The sequence below is a fragment of the Flavobacterium sp. 25HG05S-40 genome, assembly GCF_052654735.1.
The window spans coordinates 850,995-875,742 of the sequence record NZ_CP199750.1; the positions used below are offsets into that span (position 1 = coordinate 850,995).

At 36.6% G+C, this 24,748-nt stretch carries 30 protein-coding genes and 1 tRNA gene; 18 read left to right on the forward strand and 13 right to left on the reverse strand.

Translation table 11 applies throughout. The features are described from left to right. Positions 1-3 precede the first annotated feature (3 nt). Positions 4-270, forward strand: coding sequence for a hypothetical protein (locus tag ACULEU_RS03680; RefSeq protein ID WP_445454103.1), 267 nt, complete (start codon positions 4-6; stop codon positions 268-270). A 235-nt stretch (positions 271-505) separates the two neighbouring features. On the opposite strand, the gene ACULEU_RS03685 is transcribed toward ACULEU_RS03680, so the two are convergent. Next, a complete protein-coding gene (locus ACULEU_RS03685; RefSeq protein ID WP_445454104.1) occupies positions 506-775 on the reverse strand; it encodes a hypothetical protein in 270 nt (89 codons plus the stop codon). Between the two features lie 90 nt (positions 776-865). Between ACULEU_RS03685 and ACULEU_RS03690 the strand changes: the two genes are divergently transcribed. The 15 genes from ACULEU_RS03690 (at position 866) to ACULEU_RS03760 (ending at position 11,439) form a co-directional block, all read left to right on the forward strand. Beyond that, on the forward strand, positions 866-2,053 hold the full coding sequence (locus ACULEU_RS03690) for a hypothetical protein (RefSeq protein WP_445454105.1): 1,188 nt from the start codon (positions 866-868) through the stop codon (positions 2,051-2,053). Between the two features lie 18 nt (positions 2,054-2,071). Next, entirely contained in the window at positions 2,072-3,139 is a 1,068-nt protein-coding gene (locus tag ACULEU_RS03695) for a hypothetical protein (protein ID WP_445454106.1), read from the forward strand. Between the two features lie 39 nt (positions 3,140-3,178). Then, positions 3,179-3,772, forward strand: a complete 594-nt coding sequence (locus tag ACULEU_RS03700; protein WP_445454107.1) for a hypothetical protein — start codon at positions 3,179-3,181, stop codon at positions 3,770-3,772. After that, positions 3,756-4,580 carry a hypothetical protein gene (locus ACULEU_RS03705; protein ID WP_445454108.1) on the forward strand — a complete coding sequence of 275 codons (825 nt, stop codon included), beginning with the start codon at positions 3,756-3,758 and terminating at the stop codon, positions 4,578-4,580. The genes ACULEU_RS03700 and ACULEU_RS03705 overlap by 17 nt, the downstream gene beginning before the upstream one ends. Before the next feature lie 13 nt (positions 4,581-4,593). Next, complete coding sequence (locus ACULEU_RS03710; RefSeq protein ID WP_445454109.1) at positions 4,594-6,027, forward strand: hypothetical protein; 1,434 nt, start codon at positions 4,594-4,596, stop codon at positions 6,025-6,027. After that, on the forward strand, positions 6,017-6,541 hold the full coding sequence (locus ACULEU_RS03715) for a DUF6712 family protein (RefSeq protein WP_445454110.1): 525 nt from the start codon (positions 6,017-6,019) through the stop codon (positions 6,539-6,541). Before ACULEU_RS03710 ends, ACULEU_RS03715 begins: the two co-directional genes overlap by 11 nt. After that, positions 6,538-6,999 (forward strand): hypothetical protein, encoded by a 462-nt coding sequence (locus tag ACULEU_RS03720; RefSeq protein ID WP_445454111.1) that lies wholly within the window; start codon positions 6,538-6,540, stop codon positions 6,997-6,999. Before ACULEU_RS03715 ends, ACULEU_RS03720 begins: the two co-directional genes overlap by 4 nt. A gap of 1 nt (position 7,000) precedes the next feature. After that, on the forward strand, positions 7,001-7,186 hold the full coding sequence (locus tag ACULEU_RS03725) for a hypothetical protein (RefSeq protein ID WP_445454112.1): 186 nt from the start codon (positions 7,001-7,003) through the stop codon (positions 7,184-7,186). 2 nt (positions 7,187-7,188) lie between these two features. Then, positions 7,189-8,787 (forward strand): hypothetical protein, encoded by a 1,599-nt coding sequence (locus ACULEU_RS03730; protein ID WP_445454113.1) that lies wholly within the window; start codon positions 7,189-7,191, stop codon positions 8,785-8,787. Between the two features lie 11 nt (positions 8,788-8,798). Continuing rightward, positions 8,799-9,203 carry a hypothetical protein gene (locus tag ACULEU_RS03735; RefSeq protein WP_445454114.1) on the forward strand — a complete coding sequence of 135 codons (405 nt, stop codon included), beginning with the start codon at positions 8,799-8,801 and terminating at the stop codon, positions 9,201-9,203. Between the two features lie 6 nt (positions 9,204-9,209). Beyond that, complete coding sequence (locus ACULEU_RS03740) at positions 9,210-9,392, forward strand: hypothetical protein (protein ID WP_445454115.1); 183 nt, start codon at positions 9,210-9,212, stop codon at positions 9,390-9,392. Positions 9,393-9,410: 18 nt separating this feature from the next. Beyond that, complete coding sequence (locus ACULEU_RS03745) at positions 9,411-9,596, forward strand: hypothetical protein (RefSeq protein WP_445454116.1); 186 nt, start codon at positions 9,411-9,413, stop codon at positions 9,594-9,596. Between the two features lie 52 nt (positions 9,597-9,648). Further along, the gene (locus ACULEU_RS03750; protein WP_445454117.1) at positions 9,649-10,059 is read left to right on the forward strand and encodes a phage holin family protein; all 411 of its coding nucleotides are present in this window, start codon (positions 9,649-9,651) and stop codon (positions 10,057-10,059) included. Beyond that, positions 10,059-10,559 carry a glycoside hydrolase family 73 protein gene (locus tag ACULEU_RS03755; RefSeq protein ID WP_445454118.1) on the forward strand — a complete coding sequence of 167 codons (501 nt, stop codon included), beginning with the start codon at positions 10,059-10,061 and terminating at the stop codon, positions 10,557-10,559. The genes ACULEU_RS03750 and ACULEU_RS03755 overlap by 1 nt, the downstream gene beginning before the upstream one ends. A 211-nt stretch (positions 10,560-10,770) precedes the next feature. Further along, a complete protein-coding gene (locus ACULEU_RS03760) occupies positions 10,771-11,439 on the forward strand; it encodes a hypothetical protein (RefSeq protein WP_445454119.1) in 669 nt (222 codons plus the stop codon). A gap of 62 nt (positions 11,440-11,501) precedes the next feature. Here the strand turns inward: ACULEU_RS03760 and ACULEU_RS03765 are convergent, their stop codons facing one another. Then, entirely contained in the window at positions 11,502-12,722 is a 1,221-nt protein-coding gene (locus ACULEU_RS03765; RefSeq protein ID WP_445454120.1) for a tyrosine-type recombinase/integrase, read from the reverse strand. A 112-nt stretch (positions 12,723-12,834) separates the two neighbouring features. Further along, positions 12,835-12,908 (reverse strand) — tRNA-Met (locus tag ACULEU_RS03770). Between the two features lie 145 nt (positions 12,909-13,053). On the opposite strand from ACULEU_RS03770, the gene ACULEU_RS03775 reads away from it, so the two are divergent. Next, entirely contained in the window at positions 13,054-13,446 is a 393-nt protein-coding gene (locus ACULEU_RS03775; RefSeq protein ID WP_445454121.1) for an START-like domain-containing protein, read from the forward strand. A 60-nt stretch (positions 13,447-13,506) separates the two neighbouring features. Further along, a complete protein-coding gene (locus ACULEU_RS03780; RefSeq protein ID WP_445454122.1) occupies positions 13,507-14,343 on the forward strand; it encodes an aminotransferase class IV in 837 nt (278 codons plus the stop codon). On the opposite strand, the gene ACULEU_RS03785 is transcribed toward ACULEU_RS03780, so the two are convergent. The 10 genes from ACULEU_RS03785 to ACULEU_RS03830 form a co-directional block, all read right to left on the reverse strand. Then, a complete protein-coding gene (locus ACULEU_RS03785; RefSeq protein ID WP_445454123.1) occupies positions 14,340-14,900 on the reverse strand; it encodes a YqgE/AlgH family protein in 561 nt (186 codons plus the stop codon). The genes ACULEU_RS03780 and ACULEU_RS03785 overlap by 4 nt on opposite strands. A 119-nt stretch (positions 14,901-15,019) precedes the next feature. Continuing rightward, positions 15,020-15,322, reverse strand: a complete 303-nt coding sequence (locus ACULEU_RS03790) for an HU family DNA-binding protein (RefSeq protein ID WP_445454124.1) — start codon at positions 15,320-15,322, stop codon at positions 15,020-15,022. Between the two features lie 146 nt (positions 15,323-15,468). After that, positions 15,469-16,416 carry a methionyl-tRNA formyltransferase gene (fmt, locus tag ACULEU_RS03795; RefSeq protein WP_445454125.1) on the reverse strand — a complete coding sequence of 316 codons (948 nt, stop codon included), beginning with the start codon at positions 16,414-16,416 and terminating at the stop codon, positions 15,469-15,471. 2 nt (positions 16,417-16,418) lie between these two features. Further along, positions 16,419-18,311: a RecQ family ATP-dependent DNA helicase gene (locus ACULEU_RS03800; protein ID WP_445454126.1), complete on the reverse strand. Its 1,893-nt coding sequence runs from the start codon at positions 18,309-18,311 to the stop codon at positions 16,419-16,421. 84 nt (positions 18,312-18,395) lie between these two features. Next, on the reverse strand, positions 18,396-18,932 hold the full coding sequence (locus ACULEU_RS03805; protein ID WP_445454127.1) for an AAA family ATPase: 537 nt from the start codon (positions 18,930-18,932) through the stop codon (positions 18,396-18,398). Positions 18,933-19,110: 178 nt separating this feature from the next. Further along, entirely contained in the window at positions 19,111-19,554 is a 444-nt protein-coding gene (locus tag ACULEU_RS03810) for a VOC family protein (RefSeq protein WP_445454128.1), read from the reverse strand. 32 nt (positions 19,555-19,586) lie between these two features. Continuing rightward, the gene (locus ACULEU_RS03815) at positions 19,587-21,344 is read right to left on the reverse strand and encodes a DUF885 domain-containing protein (RefSeq protein ID WP_445454129.1); all 1,758 of its coding nucleotides are present in this window, start codon (positions 21,342-21,344) and stop codon (positions 19,587-19,589) included. Positions 21,345-21,414: 70 nt separating this feature from the next. Further along, positions 21,415-22,881 carry a lipopolysaccharide biosynthesis protein gene (locus ACULEU_RS03820; RefSeq protein ID WP_445454130.1) on the reverse strand — a complete coding sequence of 489 codons (1,467 nt, stop codon included), beginning with the start codon at positions 22,879-22,881 and terminating at the stop codon, positions 21,415-21,417. A gap of 3 nt (positions 22,882-22,884) precedes the next feature. Beyond that, on the reverse strand, positions 22,885-23,463 hold the full coding sequence (locus ACULEU_RS03825) for a hypothetical protein (protein ID WP_445454131.1): 579 nt from the start codon (positions 23,461-23,463) through the stop codon (positions 22,885-22,887). Further along, the gene (locus ACULEU_RS03830) at positions 23,460-24,740 is read right to left on the reverse strand and encodes a glycosyltransferase family 4 protein (protein ID WP_445454132.1); all 1,281 of its coding nucleotides are present in this window, start codon (positions 24,738-24,740) and stop codon (positions 23,460-23,462) included. Before ACULEU_RS03830 ends, ACULEU_RS03825 begins: the two co-directional genes overlap by 4 nt. Between the last annotated feature and the right edge of the window lie 8 nt (positions 24,741-24,748).

Here is a 24,748-nt window from a genome sequence, read left to right on the forward strand (position 1 = left end):
ACTATGAGCAACGCAAAAGATATAATAAACGGATGGAGTAATTACTTCTTTGGAGGTGATGAAGCTACAATGGAACTGGCCAAGAAACGTGCTGACATTTGCGCTGAGTGTCCGATTGCTTCTTATGGATTGCACACGGCTATTCTTCCTGATATGGCAATTAAAAAAATACAAGGTCATTATTGTGATGAATCGAAAGGCGGTTGTGGATGTCCTTTGTCAACTGCTGTAAGGTCAAAAGATTATCATTGTATTGTAGGTAAATGGTAATAAATATTATTACTATATTTGAAGTATGCTATACACAAGTCTAAAACTTCTTGAGAAAGAAATCAAGCAACTCGAAAAGCTTGGTGTTGTAGACCCGTCTTGGTCAAGGAACATTCGGATAATGGAAAGGTATTCTGATTTTAAAGAGCAAGGTGTTTGTAACTTATGCGCTTACCATTTCATTGCTGAAGAAGAGAAGATCAGCTGGAGTTCAGTAAAGAAAATTGTAAAGAGATTATCGTAGTAGTTCAGTAATCTTTTGCTCAGCTATGTGTTCCTCACGAGCTTTAACCATTGGCATCGGTACGCCATTCCCTTTTTTATCCATCCATTTCAGGTACTTTTTATAATCCTTTTCGTTTTTGATTTTCAGCTTTTCAGCGTTGATGTAAGGATTAGAATTCATTCTCCGGTGGATGTATCCAAACACAGCAAATACAAACTTTACCCAAAGGTAGGAGAGTGCAAATCCGACAATTACTAGTGCTGTGTAAACGATTATCATATTACAAATATACAAAATTGGTCAAAACAGATTGACCTTTTCGGTTCCAAATACCACATACATTTGCTGTAATAATTATTATTACTCAAAATGAATCAGAAATATTTTAAATCCCTACCCAATTTCAATTCAACAAATATCAATGTTGACAGAGAAAATGGCGTACTTAAAAATACTTGTGTAGCCAATTTTGGAGACAATAAAAACGGAAGCTATTTCGACGAATTGTTTCTAAACGACTTGGTTAAAATGGGTAATGAAACCGAAGGCGGTATAAAATCAAGATTCGGACATCCCAATATGTGTGCTACATCTTTCGGAACATACATTGGCCGTTACAGAAAATTCAACATCCAAGACGGAAACGTTTTTGCCGATCTATATCTTGACTCAGTAACCAAAAGCCTAGAGGTTGAAGGCAAAGGAATGAAGATGTTTGATTACATCTTGACTATGGCAGAGAATAATCCTGACATGTTCGGAAATTCAATCCACATCTATTCTGATGAATACCAAAAGCCTATCGATGGAGAGATTAAGTACCTACACAGCCTAAAGAAATTCAAAGCAGTTGACTTGGTTGATGACCCTGCAGCAACTGATTCCCTTTTTTCCTCAAATCCTGATGACTTAGGAGTTCTAATCACAAATTTCCTTGATGATAACCCTCAAGTTTTCGAAATGATTTCCACAAAGCCTGAAATCGTGATGAACTTTTTCCAGCGTTACGACAATTATTCAACCCGTAAATCCTTAAACAAATTTGATATGAAATTTTTTGAAAAAATCTTCGGAAAATCAGATGATAACGATAGCAAATTCGACATAGACGTTACTCTTGCGAATGGCAATATTGTTACTGTTCAAACCGAAGCAGAACAGCCACAAGTTGGCGATCCTGTAGTAGATGATACTGGTGCCGCAGTATCTGATGACACACACTTACTTCCTGATGGTGGTTCAATTGTTACCGTTGGTGGCAAAATTACCGAAATCAACGAAGCACCGGCAAGTGAAGAGCCAACTTCAACAGAAGTAATGCAGGCTGTAATCACGTTGGGTAAGAAGTTTGACACTTTCATCAAGAATCAAAAAGAAATCCAAAAAGACAATGAAACAGCTTTCGGACTTGTTGCAAAACAAATCAAGGAAACTAAGGCACTTGTAACCGGCAAAAAAGCCGATGATTTCGAAACCGAAGATGAACCAGGTAAAGGTGTTAAAAAAGCCTATGACGCTGAAGCTGCAAAGAAACTCAGAGAAGATCGTAAAAAATAATTTAATCTAAAGAATGTTATGGAATTAGTAGAAAATTTCAAGGACTTGGCGGATGACAAAAGATACATTCAGGACCTACGTGAAGTAGTAATGAATGAGACTTTCTATCAGCCAACAGAGAATATGTTCACAATTGTACCAGGTATAAAAGGTGGACAGCAAGTTGCAGCTATGAAGGGATTCGAGTATGTGACTAAAAAATCAGCAGGTTGTGGTGGCGATGGTATCTCTCCAGAGTTTCCAGCTTTCTCACAATTTTGGAACCCTACTCTTCAGGAGGTAAAAATCGAATATTGCTATTCAGATTTTGAAGCATCTTTCATCCAGTGGGGAATGAACAATGGATATCAAAGAAAAGACCTTGACGGTACTGCTCTTGGAGTATTCATTCAGGACTTGGTATCTAAAGCAATGGCTTTGGATTTACAGCGTATTGTTTTGATGGCTGATAAAGATATCGCTGCTCAAAACATTCTTGCTGATGAGGCTACTAAAGTACCTTTTTACAATACCATCGACAAAGGTTTGATTCCAACATTGGCATACTTGAAAACTCTTCCGGAGTTTGAAGAAAACTTTGTTGAGCTTACCAAAAATACTGGTCCAATGTTCGAGCAAACTGACTTGTCATCAGAGTATGCTGTTGACCTTTACGAATCAATCACAGATGATGTGTATGATTTTGATGCTGATATCTTCTTGACTTCAAATAGACTTTTCAAGAACTACACTAAATGGATTAAGAGAAACAACGGATATGGTTTACAATCAAACGTTGACTTAACTCAGAAAGGTGTTAAGGATGCTAATGTTGATGGAGAAAAGTTATTGCCAGTTGTACACTACGACCGTTGGAAAAAAGCGGATTTCGTTACTGGAGCTGGTGATGATGCAACAATCCACTTACCTCACTTTGCTTTGTTGACTCGTAAAGAGTATTTACAAGTTGGTGTTGATGACGCTGCTTCACTTCAGAACATCGTTATGGAATATATCGGTGGAAAAGAAGAGACGTTTTGGATTAAAGCTAACTACTTGTTAGACTTTAAAATGGTGAACCCTTATGCGATGAAAGCCGCATTGTAATAATCAAAGGGGCGAAAGCCCCTTTTAATACTTTTTATCATGGCAGACGAATGTAATGCAAAACTCGCTGGGGAATTCGCAAAGGAATGTGGATATAAACCAAAACAAGGTGTAGCTGAAAAGTGGTATGGAAATCATGAAGATATTGATATTGTAGCCACTCAATTAGCGAATAGAAAAACTACTGTAACTCTTTTGGTGCTGAAGGAAGGTGCCAAAGTTTACAAAGCTCAAGGTAACGATAAATCTCATAAAGCTAAACACGCTTTGGCCGTTGGAGATTTTGGAAACGGATACATACATACGGATGAATATGTTCCTCTTTACATAGGTCCAAATGAAGCTGAGAGAGTTCAGGAACTTGTAGAAGGCGCTCGTGTTTTTACCATTAACAAAATGGTTGACGGTGGAATTGCTGGAGAAATCAAATACAAAATCGCTGGACTAGAAAGCGGAATGCTTATCGCTAACGATGATTTTGATAGCTCTGCTAACTCAGGAACATCTACTATCATCTGTGCAACCAAAGAAGGAGAAGAAGAAGCTACAAGGCTTAAAATTTGGAAACCTGAAAACGGTATCGCAGACATTGAGGCATGGTTAGAAGACAATGTTTATGTACCAGCACCTTAACGAAACAGAAAAGGAACAACTTAAAAAACTAAGGGATACTGACTATCAAACCATCGTGAGCGGGAAAGATAACGGTGTCCCTTTTTTGACTTATGTGTTCAAACTACACTTCAAATTATTTGGAGAAACCTGCTCAAGCTGTCCAAATAAGATATCCGGTTACATTAAAAAACTAAAATCATTTAATACAGAAAAACCCATGGAAACTAAATCAATTTTCAAGTTAAAAGAGGGTGCCACACTTCCGGTACCAGGTACATCAAAAGTGTACAGCAATGCAAATCTGACTGATGAGGTCGCTATTGAAATGCTTGCAAAAAATCAAAACAGAAAAGCTTTGTTTGCTTCTCTTCCTAAAGACGTAGACGCTCGTATTGCAAAATACAGAGAAGAAAATCAAACTGAAACCGATGGTGGTAAAGTTGTGAATTTCAAAGTAGACAACTTGGTTGATATCGGTGATAAAAAGCTGACTATCGAACAGGCCACAGCATTATTGGCCAAAGTTGGCGTTGAAACCAAAGCAACAACAGTTAAAGGAATTCAGACTGCGATCGGAAAACTAGATGCTGTGAAAATGGAAGAGCTTCAGACTTTGGCTTTAGAGGTAAAAGACGAAACTATTGTTGATTCCAATCAAGACGGTGGAGACGGTTTAAGAACCAAAGAAGATGTAGAGTTTGATTTGGCAAAAGCACAGCAGGATTTGGAAGATTTAGAAGCTTCAGAACCTAAAGACGAAGCTGCTATAAACACTAAAGCTGAAGAAATAGCAACACTTGTAGGAGAATTGAAAACGTTCGAGTAATCTCTAGCATTCTATGAATTCAAAATCGAAAGTAGTTGAAAGCTACAAAGAAGAAAGTAAAGATATTTATAATAAAAGGTTCGGGGTTATCTTCAATGGAGAGGATAACCTCAAACCTACTATTGTAGAGAATCTTATTGAGAGCTCACCGACTGCTTTCCAGTGTGCGTGGCTTTACGAACGCTTCTTGGGTGGTGCCGGTTTTGAAGTTGATTTGTCAAAAGTCAACCTTTCTAATGGTGTGCTGCCATATTCTCCAAACAAACTACTTTTTGATTCCTGTCAACCTTTGTCAAGACACCAAGGCTTCTTTATGCACGTTCAGTATAATGCGAATTATGAGAAGGACAGCTACAAGTTGATTCCTTTTACCATGTGTCGAGTTGGGAAAAAAGACAGTAAAGATTATTTCGGAAAAATAGTAGTATCTCCAAAAGGCTGGGGACGTGATTTAAAGAAAGAAGATGTCAAAGTCTACAATGTTTACAATCCAAGACCTGAAGTAATTCAAGCGCAAGTTGATGAGGCTGGTGGATGGCATAACTACGCGGGTCAAATCTTCTTCTTTAAGTTTTCCAGCGTTTCTACTTATCCAAAATCATTGATTGAACCAGCTTTTGATTTTGCTCATACTGAGAATAAGTTGGGTAAATACTATAGCAGTACAACTGAAGGCGGATTTGTTGATACACTTATTGCAAGACACCGAAAGTTTGATGATAAAAAAGACCAGGACCAGTTTGATCAGAACTTAAAAGATGTTCGTGGTTTCGATAATTCATCTTCTACTTTGATTGTTGAGGATGATTGGGATGATGAAAGAGATCAAACAGGCAACTTCAAGTTTGATTTACTTAAAAGCGATGTAAGAGCTGAGAAGTTCGCACACTTTGAGAGTTCCTCTGCCAACTTTATCCGTAAGGCTTTCAAGAACATTCCACCTCAGTTGGTGGATTATGTTGCTGGGAAACTAGGTAACACTTCAGGAGAGGATTTGATAAAGGCTCAGTCGGTTTATAATGCGATTATCTCGCGTGATCAAGAAGATTTGGAATTGGCGTTTGCCGAATTGTTCAGAAACTACAAGGACAATATCAATCCAAATGGAACCTGGACAATCAGACAGTATTCTTTACTGGATGACGGAACGGTTAACTATGGCCAAGGTGTCGATGCAAGTAAGAACTCAGGAGCTCCACAACCATTAAGTGACGATCAACTAGCAGCTAAAGAAATCAGAACAGCTCAGGCAACATTGAGAGGTTCCGTTGGTGGTGTTACCACAATTTTAGCAATACAAAAATCGGTTGCTGAGAAAACGACAACTTTTGATTCAGCGGTTGCCATGCTTGAAAACATATTCGGGTATTCCAATGATGTCGCTAAGCGAATGATTGGAGAGCCTGAGATTATTGAACCAACTAATACAGACAACAATGGCGCTTAACTTACTAATCAATAAAGCAAAAGTATCAGAACTGCTTCAGATTGCCATAGGTGTTCCTGAAGCAGAGTTTGAAAAGTACATCGAAGAAGCTCAAAAGCTTGACTTGAAAAAGCTAATGTGTGATGAGTTCTATTATGATCTGCTGAAGAATAAAGGTCAGGCGAATTTCGTTGCGCTTATCAATGGTGGGGATTATGAATATGAAAACAAAAGCTATTCTCATGATGGCCTTTCTCGGGTGTTAGCTTATTTCACTTATGCCCGGTTTCAATTGAATTCTCCAGTTGTTTCTACAAGTCATGGAATGGTTATAAAGTCAACACCACACTCGGAAGCGGTTTCATTGGAAGAAAGAAGAAGCACCTACTACAAAAAGCGAGAAGATGCTAGCGAGTTTATGACAGAGGTAGTGAAGTTCATCGAGAGAAACATAGAAGATTATCCGACCTGGAACTGTGAAACAAGTTGCTCAGGAAAGAGATCAGGTTCATTTTCAACAAGAGTATTACGATGATTATTATAAACAACATAAACACTGAGAAGTTCAGTCTGAATGGAATTCCATACTACAAGAATTTCATGGGAGTAGTTCGTGGTAATAAGCTAAAGATTGTGAACGTTTATGATTCGGAGCTTTGTTTATCTGAGCTTAAGAATTACGACCAGTATACGGTTAATGGAGTGGTTCATGTATCTGTAGCAGCGTTACAGAATGCTTTGCTTCCGGTGCTTTACACTAGAGCTACTTTAGGTGGTGGCGGTGGTGGTGGAAGTGTTGTTATAAATCCATACACAACTTTTGATTTTGTCAAAAAAGGATTTGGTAACGCAGGAATAGAACCTGGTGCAGCTGGAGATGTTTATCAAGGTTGGGTATCAGATGGAGTTTACAGTATTCACTCAGTATACGACGGCATAGGAGATATAGAAAACCCTGCCAGTTTTGAACATAAACAATTAATTGAATATTAACATGGAACAAACAATTTTAGACACAGACAATGACAATGTAAAATTAGTTTTAAGAGCTACAAACGGAAATCTTGAGACTATTAGACAAATCACCGCTAGTACTGGCGAAATATCTCAGGAAAATGGAGATACGATTGAGACAATTACAATCACAAGAACATTATTAACATCAACCGCAAACTCATAATTATGAAAAAGTTTTTTTTAGCATTATCGATATTATTTAGCGTACTCAGTTGCGCACAAACAGGAACGACATCTGCTGGTCAATTTAAAATGAATGCTCCAGTACTTGGAACGGTTCAAGATAGTTGCACAGTTTGGAACGGAACTGATAAGAAAATTAAATTTCTGCCTTTTTCAAGTATTCTTACTTTGCAAAATTTATTGAACAACAGTAGCTATGCTGAAGATTCAATTGGCGCAAACAATTTCGGTTTAAATCTAATAGACGGTACCATTGGATTAACATTTAGTAATGGTTCAGGTGGTGGAGTATTTAGTGAAAACAAAAGTACATCAGGATATTCATGGCAATATCAAAGTCCGTTAAGTAGAATTGCATTAATGACAGTTAACGGAACAGGACATCTTACTTTTGCTCAGACTGATGAAGGTAATACTGTTACTACTGAAGTTGGTTTTGAAGAACCTACGGCAACGACAAGCTGGAAAGTACCAGCCAAAAGTGCTGGTGATTATCTTTTTGCAAGTGAGCAGTATGTTGACGATGCTATATCAGGAGTTAGTGGAAGTTCAAACGATTTAAACGCAACCACTTTACTTGGAAATTTCACTGAACAGGATATTGAGTTTACTGCCGGTGCAGCTTTAAAATTCAACTCAGGAGTTTGGACTGGAGAAATGAATGGAATCGGACTTTCAGCAAATAGAAGCTGGTCGATGTTTGATGCCAGTGGATATGTTGCTCATTCCGTTTTGGGTGCTGCAGCAGGAAGTAATGGAGATATAACACCGCCTAATGCAGTAGCAGATAACACGACCAAAGGAGTTTCCTCTTTTACCTCTGCTGATTTTGATAGCTCATTGGGTAACATTTCTATTGACTACACCAACGGTCAAAGCGCCAGTGCGTCTACAAAAGGTTTTCTGACTTCAACAGATTGGTCTACTTTCAATGGTAAACAGGCTACGCTTGTAAGTGGTACCAGCATCAAAAGCATCGAAAGCAATTCTCTTTTAGGCAGTGGTAATATCGATTTGACAAAATCAGACGTAGGACTGTCAAACGTCGATAATACAAGCGATACAAATAAGCCTATTAGCACCGCTACTCAAACCGCTTTAGATAAAAAATTAGAACCAATATCTAGGACCGGTGTTGCTACTTCGCCAACTTCCTCAACTACTGAAGTTGAAATGTTAAGAGTTACACTTCCGATTGGCACTGTAACTGGAGACGATTGGTTAACGATATCTAGGCTGTACATAGTCAAAACAAATGCCAACTCTACATTGACTGTACGAATTAAACTTTCTACTACGGGAACTTTACCCAGTGGAACGACAGGACAGATTGGTGTTTTTACAACTTCATCAACAGCACAAACTACTGGAATTATGCGTAAATATTGGCAAGATGGAACAAACCTTTATGGCGCTCCTTTTACAACGTCATTTATAAATGATGCGGGTCAGGCTAATGCAGGAGCTCCGTCTTCAATAGCTTTCAACAATTCTACAACTCAATACTATTTACACGTGAGCTTTACATTAAACAGTTCTTCAGACAGTGCTTATATAGCAGCTCACGAAATAACCAACTAATACATAAAAACATGAAAATTTTCACAACATTTTTTAAAGAAAGAGGCTGGCTCCACAACACAGGAATGCTACCTATCATTTATTTGATTTTAGTTTGGGGTCACTCAAATTATGCACAGAAAACGGAATTAGTTCCATCAGCGATGATGGCTGATTTAGTCAACACCGGATTTATCGGTTCTCTGATCGTTCTTACTTTTTTCGCCGGAGTAACCGGTTGGATTCTTGAAGTCATAGAGGAAACAATGGGCGCAAAATTCAGTTATTGGGATATTTTTTGGACGGCTTTAGGCGCTCCATTTGCATTTGTTCTTTATCACTTTTTCCCACACAGTACTCCAGTGCTTGTGTTGTCAATACTGTACTTGGCTTTTACCATTTGGCAGCTTTACAAAACCTTGAAAGGAAAAAAGTAAGACACCATGAGCAAATGTAAATTCATACTAGTTCAAAACTTCTTTACACGCCAATGGCGATGGAAATTAGTGGCTGGAAATGGTAGAACACTGGATGCTTCTTCAGAAGGATTCTTTAATAAAAAAAACTGTATTGAAAATGCCAAGAAAACTGGAGAGGCATTAGTAGAACTAACACGTAATCTTTAACCCTTAATATTTTTTATCATGAAAAAAAGTTGGAAAACAACTAGCACCGGAGTTTTACTTATCATAGGTGGTGTAGTAAGATTCTATTTTGCTGTAAAAGCAGGAAACTTCACAGAGGAAGCAATTACAACTTGTGCTACTTCTATTCTTGGAGGAATTGGTCTATTGTTCGCAAAAGACCAAGATGTAACTGGAGCGCAGTAAAAATCAATTCTATTTGGCGGTAGCAATACCGCCTTAATCTAACACAATTAAAATGAATCAGTTTCTAAGCCATCTAGTTTATCCATCACCTTACCTAATTGTCGGACTGATGATAATGATATTCCTTGATTTACTTTCAGGAATACAAAAAGCAAATAAAAATCACGAAGCTACCTCATCAAGAGGACTTCGTTACTCTTTTGACAAAGCAACAACCTACTTCTCATTGATTGTAGCTGTTTTGGTAATAGTAAATATTACAGTTATAGCAGATAAGGACAATCACTTCAAAGGATGGTTGGATTACAGCATTAATGGTTTATTCATTCTATGCTGCTATGTAGAATTCAAATCAATACTTGAGAACCTTATTGAGATTAACACACGAAACGGACAAAAGAACGCCTTCTGTAAGCTAGTTCTTGTTAGGTTCCACAACACACTAATACTAAAATTTAAGTAATGACACCCGAACAATTTGTAAAAACATTTCTTCCTTTCGCTATTGCTGTTGAGAAGAAAAAAGGATTTCACAGACTGATTATAATGGCACAAGCTGCTCAAGAAAGTGGCTGGGGTTCTAAAGCTGTAGGTAATAATTTCTTTGGTATAAAAGATACCGATGGTATCAATGGAAATGAACAGCTAATTGTGACAACAGAATATTCTAAATCACCACATACTGTTTTTCCAGTAATTATAAGAAAGCTTCAGGTTAAAACAAATCGTTGGAGGTACACAATAAAAGATTGGTTTAGAAAATATAGCAGTGCTGAACTTTCATTCAATGATCACTGTGATTTTTTTGAAAGAAACCCGCGCTACAAAGAAGCATTGAAGTATAAAATGAATCCTGAAAGATTCTTTGAGGAAATTCAAAAAGCTGGTTATGCTACAGACCCGGAGTATGCAACGAACTTGAAAGCTGTTATGAAATCAGTAATCAAAAGACTGCCCAAATGAAACTGATACTACTACTATTCCCAATCATAGTCTTTGGCCAATCCCTGAAGAAAGTCCAAAACAAAATCATTATCACAATTGAGTTGGAAATAGTAGGCACAAAACCATTCTTAAAAGATACAATGTACATCTGCAAGAACAATAAGCAGATCAGGATAACAAAGGATTCCATCTATATCTACGGAAAAAATCAATATTTAAAACTAAAACGATGAAAAAACTAAATAGTATAAACTGGCCATTCGTAATAATATTACTCGGAGTTGCGGTGGCTGTATTTTTATGGCTCAAAGGCTGTAGTTCTGACCCTGAAGTAATCAAGGTAACACATCCAGCCGTTTCCGGTACCACTAAGATTTCAAAGCCTGAGAGCAAACCCTTAGTACAGGAGTTAAGTACAGAACCTAACAAAGTTAGTACAGAACCTTTTGGACAAAATATGTCCAAAGCAGAGTTAGATAGATGGAAGGCGATAGCTGATAGTCTTCTAAACGCTAACATTCAAATGCAAATTGCTTTTGCGAAGTCAAAGAATAAAGATAGCCTTTACAAAGAAGTTACTACACCAAAGCAATTTTCCAAAACTTGGGATGATGAAAACTTAACGGCCACAGTAAACGGAATGTATTATGGTGCTATACCCGCTATTCAACTTGATTACGATATCAAACCAAGAACGCAGGAAGTTAAGCTACCACAAACCGTATTCCGATTGCTTGGCGGTGTAGAAGCTGGTATGACAAAAGATTTATCCAAGTTCAGTGCCAAAGCAAACATCGGATTGCAAAACAAAAAAGGCAATATTATCACTCTTGCTGCAGATACAGAACAGCGATTCTATGTAGGATACAATTTCTCAATATTTAGCATAAAAAAATAGTTTTTGATTGTTGGTTAGTTAGTTGTGGTGGAAGAGCATCGGAGTAATCCGGTGCTTTTCTTTTATGCAAACTTGTTATCTATGTTTTTCAATCTCTCAAACTGGCGAACGTTCTCATTAACTGCATAAACTTTCTCAACCATTTTAGTATTAGTGTGGCCAGCCTGACGTGCTGCATCCTGTTTCGATAACATCTCTGTAGTTTCGTCAAGGTTCAAGTGCTTCAGGACCGAGAAGTCAGAAGTGATACCAAGTTTTTGCTTAACATGAACACGCCAACGCTTTCCGATTTGGTCCCGTCTGATTTGTTTTTCTCCTGGTCTAAGTCCGACAGAGAAAACATAGTCATCTGATTTGCCAGCAAACAGCGCTTTTCTCCATAATGCCAAGGCAATATTCTTTATTGGGCGTTTTACCCATTTCTCCTGCTTTCCTTTTTTTATCAGAGTGCTGTAATATTGATTATCTAGGTCCACATCTTTAACCTGCAATCTCAACAGTTCGATTATTCGGCCACCGGAATGAAAATACAGAATCATAAATCTCCAAAACTCGTGATAGTTCTTCTTCAGATGCTTATTGACTGCAAAGCGTTCATGCGGTGTCAAAACTTCGCGAATCTTTTTTTCCTGAACTCGCTTCTTCATGTCATTGATGATATTGCTTTCAACAGCTTCGAACTCCACAAGCTCTGAAAATATCATCTGAAGGTTGCCTCGATACTTGTTGAACTTGTGGCCTGAGAATTCTCCTTCTGTTTTCTCCAGGTTCTCAATTATAAATCGGATGTGCTTTCTTTTGATCTCCGATATCTTCATTTTGTCATACCTAAGCTGTAACGCTGATTGTTTTACATACTTGATTACACCTTTCAAATCTTCAGCTGTAGATTCTGCAACTTTCATTTGTGACTGTGCAAAGTCAATAGCATCCAAGAATAAAGAATCAGGTGTGATATCCACTGGAACCAGTTCAATTGGCACTTCAGGAATCTCGAACATGAATTTTTTTGTAATCGGATTGTAGCCTTTATCCACAAACAGCTTTGGAATTTCATTTAGCATAAATCGAATAGCTGCTTTACGTTCTTCAAGTGTGTGATACTTGTTGACTTTTCTGCGGAAAGGAAAGCCGTTCGGGTACTTTTTGGAAAAGGTAGGGTCGTAAAAATAACATTGAACGTACCAATTCTTTTTCAATGATGATTTTGCGGTTGTTGTTTCCCAGTTCTCAGGGGAAACCCATAGCTCTGTAAAAGAGCAATCGTTGTGGATTGTTTTCATCTGTAATTACATTGACGTTAGTATTGCCGTTTTTGTAACTACACGAATCGAAAGTGTTTTTTAGAATTCCTCAACCCCTGTTGGGATAAGGGCTGAGGTTCTTTTTTTAAAGTAGCGAGAGGGAGATTTGAACTCCCGACCTCAGGGTTATGAATCCTGCGCTCTAACCGACTGAGCTACCTCGCCAATATGTAGCATTCCCTGAATGCGGCTGCAAATATAAAACTAATATTAATGCTTCCAAACTTAAAACACTTATTTTTTTTATTTTTTAAAAACGTTTTTTTATTGGCTTTATATTCTATATATTTCCAAAAAATTTATTTGCATTATGGATAGTAAAATACGTTATGAGCTTGAGTTTCCTCTAAATTCCTCACCTCAATTATTGTATCAATATATTTCTACACCATCGGGTTTACAGGAATGGTTTGCTGATAATGTTAATTCAAGAGGGGAGTTTTTCACGTTTAAGTGGGATGATGCTGAGGAAAATGCTCGTCTGGCGTCTAAAAAGACAGGTGAAAAAGTTAAGTTTAAATGGGTAGATGAAAATAAGAAAGATACGGAATACTATTTCGAACTAAGAATACTAGAAGATGAAATTACTAAGGACGTATCATTAATGGTAGTTGATTTTTCAAACGAAGATGAATTAGACGAGTCTAAGTTATTATGGGAAAATCAAGTTTCTGACCTGAAACATGTAATAGGTTCTATTTAATATCAATTTTTTAAAAGTTATATTTGCTCCGTCTTATTCTAAAAATAAGGCGGTTTTTTTATGATTAACTTTAATGGTACACTTCAAGATTCTGATTTGCAATTGACGGTTGCTAATCGTTCCTTTAGGTATGGTGACGGGGTTTTTGAAACCTTGAAGGTAGTAAATGGTAAAATTTTATTTTTCGAAGACCATTATTTTCGCCTTATGGCATCAATGAGAATCATTAGAATGCAAATTCCAATGTCATTTACTTTAGAATTTCTTGAAAAGGAAATTTTGAAACTAGTAACTTCCCTTAGCATTCAAAACTCAGCCAGAGTAAGGTTTTCTGTTTTTCGGAATGAAGGTGGCTTTTACTTGCCAACAGACAATACGGTTTCCTATGTTATAGAGGCGAGTTCAATACAATCGGAGTTGTATCAGTTTGCTAAAAGTACGTTTGAAGTTGATTTATACAAAGATTTTATCATCCCAAAACAATTGTTGTCTACACTAAAAACGGCTAATAAGCTTACTAATATCACGGCTAGTATTTTTGCTAAAGAAAATTATTTAGATGGTGCCTTACTTATAAATGAGGATAAAAATGTAATTGAAGCTGCCAATGGTAATCTTTTCATGATTATTGGAAATAAACTAATTACTCCGCCAATAAGTGAAGGTTGTTTAAACGGGATAATGAGAAAACAGATTATTACATTAGCTAAGCAAATGACTACTTTAGAAGTTTTGGAAACACCAATATCTCCCTTTGATTTGCAAAAAGCCGATGAATTGTTTGTGACCAATGTCGTAGTTGGAATACAACCTATCACTAAGTACAGGAAAAAAGAATTTGGTTTTGTTTTTGCAGAAAAATTATTAGGTAGGCTAAATGCTTTACTTAAAGCTTAATTCAAAATAGGATTCTCTGGCGCATTTGACCAAATAAGGTAATCTCCACCAAGTTCTACAATTTTTTCTTTCCAAAAATGAGTTGAGGCTTTGCCTAGAATTTTGTTTTCATAAACATTCTTCGTCAATATCCATGAGTTGGATTGCATTTCACTTTCAAGTTGCTCGGCATCCCAACCCGTGTAACCCAAAAAGAAACGAATATTTTTCTTCTTAATGATTCCGGTATTAATTAAATCTTTAGTGGATTCAAAATCGCCTCCCCAAAAGATGCCGTTTGATATCTCTATGCTGTTCGGGATTAATTCAGGGATATTATGAATAAAATATAAATTATCTTGTTCTACAGGACCGCCATTGTATACTTTAAAATCGGATGTTATTTCTGGTAGTAAGTCATTGATGGTGTAGGTGAGTGGTTTATTCAGAATAAAACCTACGGAACCTTCCATTGTATGATCTGCTAATAAAATTACAGATCTGTTAAAAGACAAGTCTCCAATTATGGATGGTTCTGCCAACAAAAGGACTCCTTTCTGTAATTTTTCTGTAATCATGGCTGACTAATTTTTATAAAGTTGGGAATAAAAAATTAAAAATCCAAATGATTTGTTAAAAACAAAAAAACCATTTCGAATATTCGAAATGGTTTTTATATATCGGATGAATTAAATTCTTAGTTTACTGATCCGTCTAAATCTGCACCAGCTTTGAATTTAACTACATTCTTAGCAGCGATTTTGATAGTTTTTCCTGTTTGAGGATTTCTTCCATCTCTTGCAGCTCTTTTAGATACTGACCAAGATCCGAATCCTACTAAAGATACTCTTCCACCTTTTTTCAAAGTAGATCCTACATTTCCTAAAAATGATTCTAAAGCTAATTTTGCTGCTGCTTTAGTGATTCCTGCGTCAGCTGCAATTGCATCGATTAATTCTGATTTGTTCATAATGTTAGTTATTAATTGTTGGTTAAACATTTTGTTAATGATAACAAATTTAATAGGAATTCCATACCACACAAGCATTTTCGCCGTTTTTTCAGTTATTTGTTAATAACTTAAAGTATTTGTTGATAAACACGTGTCTTTCGTCGATTTTTAACAGCTTAAATGGCTCTGAGTCCTTACTCTGCCTGCGCTCTTTCTGAAAAATTGATGCCATTCAAGAGCTCATTAGATGACATTTTTTTCTTTCCGGGAAATTGAATGGTCACAACTTGAATGAAACCATCTTTAACAGCAATCTTAATATCTTTTTTTGTTGTAATAATACGACCTATATTATAAGTATGATTTTCTACAATTATTTTTGCATCATAAATTTTGACATTCCATTCTTCATCGTTGTCCTTGAAAACACTCCAAGCGGTAGGATAAGGTGATAAGCCACGTATTAAATTATGAATTTCTGAGGCTGACTTTGTCCAATCTATTTTGCAATTCTCTTTATTTAATTTGTAGGCAGTTTTGATTTGCAAATTCTCTTGCTGGATTGTTGTAGATACCTGTTCTGTTTCAATCAAGGCTAAAGTTTTCACAACCGCTTCACTTCCTAATTGGATAAGCTTATCGTGGAGCGCTCCTGCATTTTCATCATTACTAATATTAATTTCTTTATTAAGAATCATGGCTCCAGTATCAATCTTATCATCGATAAAGAATGTAGTTACTCCGGTTTTGGTTTCTCCATTAATGATTGCCCAGTTTATTGGAGCCGCACCGCGATAGTTAGGTAATAAGGAGGCATGAAGATTAAATGTTCCTAATTTAGGCATGTTCCAAACCACTTCGGGTAACATTCTGAAGGCAACCACGACTTGCAGATTCGCATTGAGGCTTTTTAGTTCCGCTAAAAATGTTTCGTCTTTGAGGTTAGTGGGTTGTAGTAGATTTAAATGGTGTTCCAAAGCATATTCTTTCACAGCCGAATATTTAATTTTTTGACCACGACCGGCTGGTTTATCAGCAGCAGTTATGACACCTACTACTTCATAGTTGTTTTTTAGAATAGCCTCTAAAATACCAACAGCAAATTCGGGCGTACCCATAAAAACAATGCGTAATTTTTCCATGCTTATTGTAATGAATATAAATTATTTGATTTGATACTTATGGTATTATTTTCCAACAAATTTTGAAGGGCAAAGATAACATCGTCTTCCGGAAGTTTCGTCAGTTTTTGAATGTCTCTCGAATTGAAATCCTGAATTTTTAGTAAGGCAATAATTTTGTCTGAAACATTTTCCGGATTTTGTTTCTTGCTACTTTTCGTTATACAGTAGGAACAAATACCACAATCTTCTTTGATTGCTTCACCAAAATACCGCATCAGTAATTTGTGCTTACAAGTCTTGTTTTCTTTGCTGTAGTATAATACGGCTTGTAATTGTTCTGTTTTTAGTTTGTTTTGAGATTCCAAATGTTTGGAAACGCGGTTAATCGTGCGTTCGTCTTCTCTAACTTCATTGAATGTAATAGTGGCATCATTGTTTTTTGCCATCAAGTCAATCACCTGTTTTTCCTTTAACTTTTGTAAAAGGGACAGCACTTCTTTTTCATTAGTATTCGATTTCTTGGCAATTAATGTTGGATTGAATGCCGTTTGCATATCATAAATTCCAGGATACGTTCGTAAAATGGTTAGCATGATTTCTTCGTCATTAGAATGCAAACTCATATAGCGAATAACCTCTTTAGACGGAATAATAAATTGTATACTGACTTTTTCTGAAAATTCCTGTGATAAAGTAATGATGCCCTGTCTGTCCAAAAACTGTAAGGCATTATACGTTTTTAAAGTTGGAAAATTATATTTGGAACAAAACTGATTCAGGTTAAACGCAAACCGCTCATCTATCCCTTCTCCGTAAGCAATCTGAAAATAGGAGCAAAGTTTGATAAACACCAAATTTAAAAAAGCTTTATCGGGCAAAATCCCTAAAAATTGCGATTCAGCATGAAAAACGTCTGAAGGATTATTAAGCAGTACTGCAAAAGCCTTTTCGCCATTTCTTCCTGCACGACCTGTTTCCTGATAATAATTTTCAAGATTTTGAGGCAAATGCAAATGAATTATTGTTTTGACATTGCCTTTGTCAATTCCCATTCCAAAAGCGTTCGTAGCCACCATGACCTGTACTTTTTCTTCCATCCAAAGTTTCATGTGACTTTCTTTTTCTTTAAAAGGCAATCCACCATGATAAAATGTGGCTGTAAAACCAAAGCTTTCCAAATGATGTACTGTTTCAGAACACGATTTTCTGTTGGTTACGTAAATAATGGAAGGTTCCGGATTTTTAGTCAGTATTTGTTGCAATAGATGCAATTTATCTTCAGTTTCAAAAACCATGTAGGCGATGTTATCCCGATAAAAGGATTTGGTATAGATGTTTGGGTTGTCGAGTTGTAACTGAAGTATAATGTCTTCCTTAACCCGGAGTGTAGCCGAAGCAGTCAAGGCCAGAAATGGAACTTTCGGAAAAAACTCTTTGAGTTGTACAATTTTCAAATACGCCGGACGAAAATCATGTCCCCATTGCGACACGCAATGTGCTTCATCAATAGCGATGAGGTTTATCGGTAGGTTTTTGATGCGTTCTAAAATCCAATCGTTTTGTAAGCGCTCTGGTGAAAGATAGAGGAATTTGTAATTTCCAAATTGACAATTGTCTAGTAAATCAATGATTTCATTTTGAGGAATGCCACCAGTCAGAGCAATCGCTTTTATTCCTTTATGCTGTAAATTTTGGACCTGATCCTTCATCAAAGCAATCAATGGCGAAATCACTAAGCATATCCCTTCTTGCGTCATAGCCGGAATCTGAAAACAAATCGATTTTCCACCACCGGTTGGCATGAGCGCAAAGGTGTCTTTTCCGTCTAAAACCGAGGCAATGATTTCTTCCTGCGGATGACGGAATTCGGAGTGTTTCCAATATTTTTCAAGGATTTCTAATGCCTTATTCAAATTGTGAATTGAATGATGAATAAATTCAGTTTGTTGGTATAAAGATATAAAATATGATTTGCGTATTGCTACAACAAAAGTGTATTAAGAAAGTTGGCTAAATATAAATTGAATACGTTCTTCAACCGTTCCGCATGGAACCTGAATTAGTTGATAGCCATAAGTTTCATACGTTTCAATAAGATGGTTGAAAATAAGTTTGGCCTGCTCAAAATTTTCATAACGAGCCTCATCACTTTCATAAATATCTTCCCAAGGCGGCAATACAAATATTTTTGAGTAGGTATGTTCTCGGCTAGCCTGATCAAAAAAGGCGGGATAACTATCGCCAATATAATGCATGTAAGCTAGAATGTCCGGAATGCCTCTATCCATAAAAACAATTTCGGCTACATCTTGAAGTGCCTGCTGGTGTTGTTTTTTTCTGCCTTCTAATAGTAATTCGCTAAAAAGTAACGGCTTTTCAAGAAATAATTGCTCAATGCCTTGCTTTTTGGCTTCAAGGGTTATTTGTCTGGATATCTCGGGGAAACACGCATAGCCTTGTTCGATGAGTGCATCGATTATTGTGGTTTTTCCTGTACCCGGACCACCTGTTATGACTATGAGTTCCTTTTTCAAGATTTTTTGAAATAAGGGGCAAATTTATCGAAACAAATTAGAATAGCGAAAGTGTTTTCAATAAATTATTTTAAATTATAAATGTTGCATTTTAAATTATTGAAAGCTTAGTGCCAATCATAAAAAAAGCTGCCAAATTTGATGCTGACAGCTCTATGATTTTATGGGTTTTTGCTATTTACATTGACGGATTTTCATCAAAATTAATCATCCAGTGGATGCCAAACTTATCTACAAACATGCCGAAATAAGCGCCCCAAAAAGTATCTTGCAACGCCATAATGATGTTGCCGCCTGCAGAAAGTCCGTTGAAAAGGGTAGCTGCTTCTGCTCTGCTTTCTGTATTGATTGACATAGAAACATTGGCTCCCATAGCTACATCGCCACTTTGTGAAGTACTGTCACTTCCCAATAAAATGCTGTCTTTACCTATGGGTAAACTAACGTGCATGATTCTATTGGCTTCATCCGTTGGAGGAGGTGGACAGTTTTCGTCAACAGAGGGCGGCATGTCACTAAACCTTCCCATGTATTGAAATTCTCCGCCAAAAACAGATTGATAAAACAGAAATGCTTCTTCGCAATTGCCGTTAAAAATTAAATAAGGATTAATGGATGCCATTTTGTATTGTTTTAGTTAATGAAATAGTGAATTTACTGTAACATTCGCTCTCGAATATATTTAACGGGAGAACTGCCAAAGCTAAGAAATGTTTCGTGGAAATTCCTCAGACTGTATTTACTTCCCATTTTCTTTTGGTAATCATCTCGAAGTTGTTGTATTGCGGTTGCGCCACTAAAATAGGAACAAAGCTGCACTTGAGAAACGGTGGCACGATGATACTTTTCCTCAACCTGTTGTTCCGTTTGAAAACATTCTTGGGTTAACATTTTTACAATATGTTCTTTGGGCTTGTTCAAACACTGAATATCGTAATCAATGATAACATTCGCCAATTCACGCAGTTTCCAAACTCCGAGTGCCAATTCGATTTCGGGCTCGTGATTGCCCCAGCCGTTTTCAACCATCATTCCTTCACAATACACTGCCCAACCTTCAATCATAGCACCATTTTGAAAAACGGAACGCAGCACATCGGGTGACTTTTTATTGTTATAGATTCCTTGCAAACAATGTCCGGGAACGGCTTCATGAATGGAAAGTATTTGAGAGGAATACGTATTGGTTTCGCGCAAAGCACTTTCGGCTTTGTCCGGAGGATATTGTGTCAAGTCGTCAATATTGTAGTAAGTGGTTCCTTTTTTTTGATAAGGTGGCACAAATTCGGCACTTGCCATGGCAAACCCTCTGGCATAAACTGGCATATAACGAACTTTGATGGGAGGCGAAACGGTATCAAAATCGAATAAATCTTTTTCGATGATGAACTTTTTAAGCTGAGTGACTTGGTCGTTGAGTGTTTTATAGAAATTGGCTGGTGTGGCGTGGTTGTCCTGCATTTTGCTTAATACCATTCGTATAACCGCTAAACTGTCTGTTGGTTTGGCTTGTTTCGGATAATATTTTGCCCACACTTTATCCGCAGTACCATACATTTTTTGATGCCACATTTTTTTATCGGCGACAGCCTTGTCATAAATTTGTTCAGGCGTAAAATCGGTGGCTAAATCGTATTTAAATTTTTCAGTAAAGCGTTTTTTACCGATTCTGTAATCTTTGAATTTAAAATTCTTAGTACGTTCTATTTTTTCCAACTCGTTTACATATCCATTCATTGCAGTTGTTGCTTTTACAATATTTTTTTGCAAACGTTCTTTCTCATCCGAATTCAAGTCGGAAGCCGCAATCGAATCAAAAAGTGATTTACCAAATACTTCCAAACCACCTTTATTTTGACCGATAGCCATTTCGAGATGTTCTTTGGTGGGTTGTTTCAGATTTTTTAATGCTGCTTTGTAGTAGGCATCGGCGTTTTCCAGATAACTGGTTAGGATTTTCAAGCGCTCTTTCAAAGGCGCATAAGGCTGATTGATGATATAATCGCAAGAACCGCTTATGTTGTATACGGAAGCATCCCATTCTTGTTGTTTAAAAACGGTTGTATACCAAATGTCGCTTTCCAATTGATTTTTGATGATGTTGCTACTGATTTTGTTGTTATCGCTTAACTGCTCATAATCCAAGGCTTCTAAATCGGCCAGCCATTTTTTGGAAAAAGTAACGTTGCTAGCAAAGGTTGTACTATTTGGTACAATTAATTTGTCATAATATTTACCGTAGCCAACATTAATGGAAAGCGAAGGATATTGTTTCCAATATGCATCTAAAAATGATGTTTCAAATGCAGAGAATTCGGCGTCGGTAGTACTATTATTTTCTTTTTTGTCGGGCTTGCAGCTCGCCAAGGTAAGGGTAAGCACAACAAGAAGTTTTACAAGAACATTTTTCATGAGGTGGACTAATTTGATTCAAATGGATTACGAATTTACAAAAAAAAACGCAGCCTTCAAGGTTAAAAAATCAAAGCAATCGTATTTTCTTTAGGATAGTATCAATGACATTATTTACCTCTTCTGAAATTTGTAGTCGGTAATTTAAATAGCCGTAGAGTAGACTTACTAAGATTGATTTACATCCAATATTAAGAATAGCATGAAATGGAAAATCCCAAAAGTAGAACAGCAAAAAGCATAAGGCTAAGATGCCCAATGATTGTAACGTTTTGTTGGTGAACGGGTATAAATTCATTTTTCTCACTACGAACAAAAGTTTGATGGTGTTGTAAATCATCACGGTAATGAGTGTTGCAAATGCTGAACCTTCGATGCCATAAAGCGGAATGAAAATCATATTGAGCACTATCATCAAAACTACAGTAAACACACCAAATAGTAAAACAGTGCGATAGTATTTTGTATTCACTATAATCGAATTGTTGTTGCCCAATAATACATCATAGAATTTTGATAATCCGATGAGGAAAACCACTAAAATTCCACCACTGTAATCTTTGGGAATCAACTGATACATTTCACGAATATTGACAAAAATCAGTATCATTATAAAACCACCAATTACCTGAAGGTTTATAGCGCTTTTTTTATACAAATCGTTGAGTTCATCCTGTTTGTTTTCGGTCATTAGTCTAGCGGTAATTGGTGCTATAATTTGAGTCATGGCTCGACTTGGAACAGCAATTACTGTTGCAATAAAAATCGCTACGGCATATAACGCATTCTGACTAATATCTTTGTACTGCGGAATCATCACCTTGTCAAAATCGACCAACATTACGGCAACGCCACCGGAAACAATAATGAACGAAGAATACTGTACAATTTCTTTTATGTTTTTCGGAATCACCAATCGTAGCACCGGCATTTTTACTGAGATAGCATACAATTTCATTCCTATCATTTGAGCAAAATAGGCGAGCGCTACGCAGTACACAAAAGTGTCTTTGGCCAGCCAGTTAAAATGAACGCCAATCAATAACAGCATTACAAGTATTCGCACCAAAACTTCACTGATGAAATTACCCATAACCGATTGCATGTGTACTTTGGCCCAAGCATAAAAAACCTCAAAATAGGCCATAAATAAACCAATTATCGGAATCAGCCAAAAGAAGGGTTTTAATGTTGGGTTTTCCTGAATCCAACTGCGTGAAATGTCCTCATAGAAAATGTAGAATCCCAAACCTAGCGGAATGATTAAGGCCAATGGCAAAAACAACATAAAGGTCAGAAACTCGTCGCGTTCCTTTTGGTTTTTATAGGAAGAGAAAAAACGGATTAGGGTATTTTGTGCCCCAAAAGCCATCAATGGCATCATGATATTGGCTCCTGATAAGACTGTTGCAACAATTCCGTAATGTAGTTTTCCTAAAAAAAGAGTGTACAAAAATAGCGCATTAATAGCACCAATTCCGAACCCAAGGAACGTAATGATGGTGTTTTTAATCGATTGGTTTTGAACGACTCCCATAATTTATTTTCCGCAGTTACGATTATAAAATTTGACCAAATCAATTATTTCTTCTTCTTCAAAAAACTCTTCCTCATTGATATTTGCCATCAAATCTTCGCAGTCAGAAAAGAAAGCCTGTCCAATTTTTTTGAAGTCCATGGTAACTTTAGTGCCTTTTTTGTCAATAGGTTTTTTGATGTAATATTCTATGATTTTTTCGGAAGTCGGTGTTGAAGGTCCTGTGCCTATTGGCATAAGACCTATACTAAATCCGCTTATGAAATAAGTGTATTTATAAAGTTCTACCTTACCTTCTAGGAGAATTTCCATTACATTGGTATCATTTTTTTTGCCATGTATAACAAATATATATTTTTCAGGTAGTCGATAACCTGTGAATTCAATTCCTTTAGAATCATCATTCGACCATTGTTCTTGCTTTTCATCTTCATCTAGCCTAAAGTAGATTTTGTCTTTTTTCACTTCTCCTAAACCTTCCACTTTTTTGCCAGATTTTAATAAAAGATTTGCTTGACGTTCCTGACCTTTGGCAAAAAAAAGTCCAAAAAAGATTAAAAAAAGAAAAAGATATTTTTTCATATTAAATTGGCTAACTGCTGTGTTAAGCTTTTTCTGGAATATTGCTGTAGGCCTACTGCATGTGCTTTAAGGGTATGATTTTTATAGTCCTCATAGTATTTCAAAAGTAGTTCTTTTAGTCTATCCTTTTCGTCATAAGTAAAGAAAACGCCGGTATTAGTAGAGGTAATGATTTCTTCAAAATCCGAATCTTTAGGTCCTATGGCGATGATAGGTCTTTCTGAAACCAGATATTCAAAAAGTTTTCCTGGTAAGATGCTTTTGGTAGCTTCCGAATTGATTTCGATAAGTAATAAAATCTGAGACTTTCGTTGGTGTTCAACAGCTTCCTGATGCGAAACATAACCCAAATTTTGAACGTAATCTTCTAACTTAAATGCAGCAATTGTATCTAAAACGTCCTGACTTGTAGCACCAATAAGTTTCAAACGGAAATCCTTTTTGAAAGCAGTATTTTCTGCTATTAATTCTTGTAATGACTGCCACAACATCTTAGGATTTCTTTCGGATAAAAACGAACCGATATGCGCCAAAGTGAATTTTTCGTCTAATGGTTGTTTGGCCACTTTTTCCACATCATAGCCATTGGTAATCACTTCAATGGGTTTTGATGTAATCGCTTCAAACTCGGTTTTGGTAGTTTTGCTGGTGACGATTATGGTATCGGCTGCATTCAAGACTTCTTTTTCTAAAGCTTTGTGTTTTTTTTCGGCATACGAAGATAGTTTCAACGCTTTATGATAGCCAATCGTAGTCCAAGGATCTCTAAAATCAGCAAACCATTTGATGTCTAATTCTTTTTTGAGTTGCAAACCGATTAAGTGTAAACTATGTGGCGGTCCCGACGTTACAATCGTATCAATATTGTTTTCCTGAATGTATTTTTTCAGATAGTTCACAGAAGGTTTTACCCAAAGAAAACGAGCGTCAGGAATAAAGAGATTGCCCCGAACCCAAAGCAACATCTTTTCTAAAAAGGATTGTTTTTTCTGATTGGGAATGATTCCGGAACTGATTTTTTTAGTTTTATTTTTAGAAAAAACAGCGGCGAAACCATAAGGTTCGGTGATTTTGTTTTTAAGAATAATCGCTTTATCCGAAACTTCGCTTTCCAAACCGGTATCCATAATAGGGTAGGTAGGATTTTCCGGAATGTAAACTATGGGCTGAATATTATAATCAGGCAAATATTTGACAAACTTTAACCAACGTTGTACGCCTGGTCCTCCGGCTGGTGGCCAATAATAGGTGATGATTAAGAGTTTTTTTTGTTCCAAGTTTACAT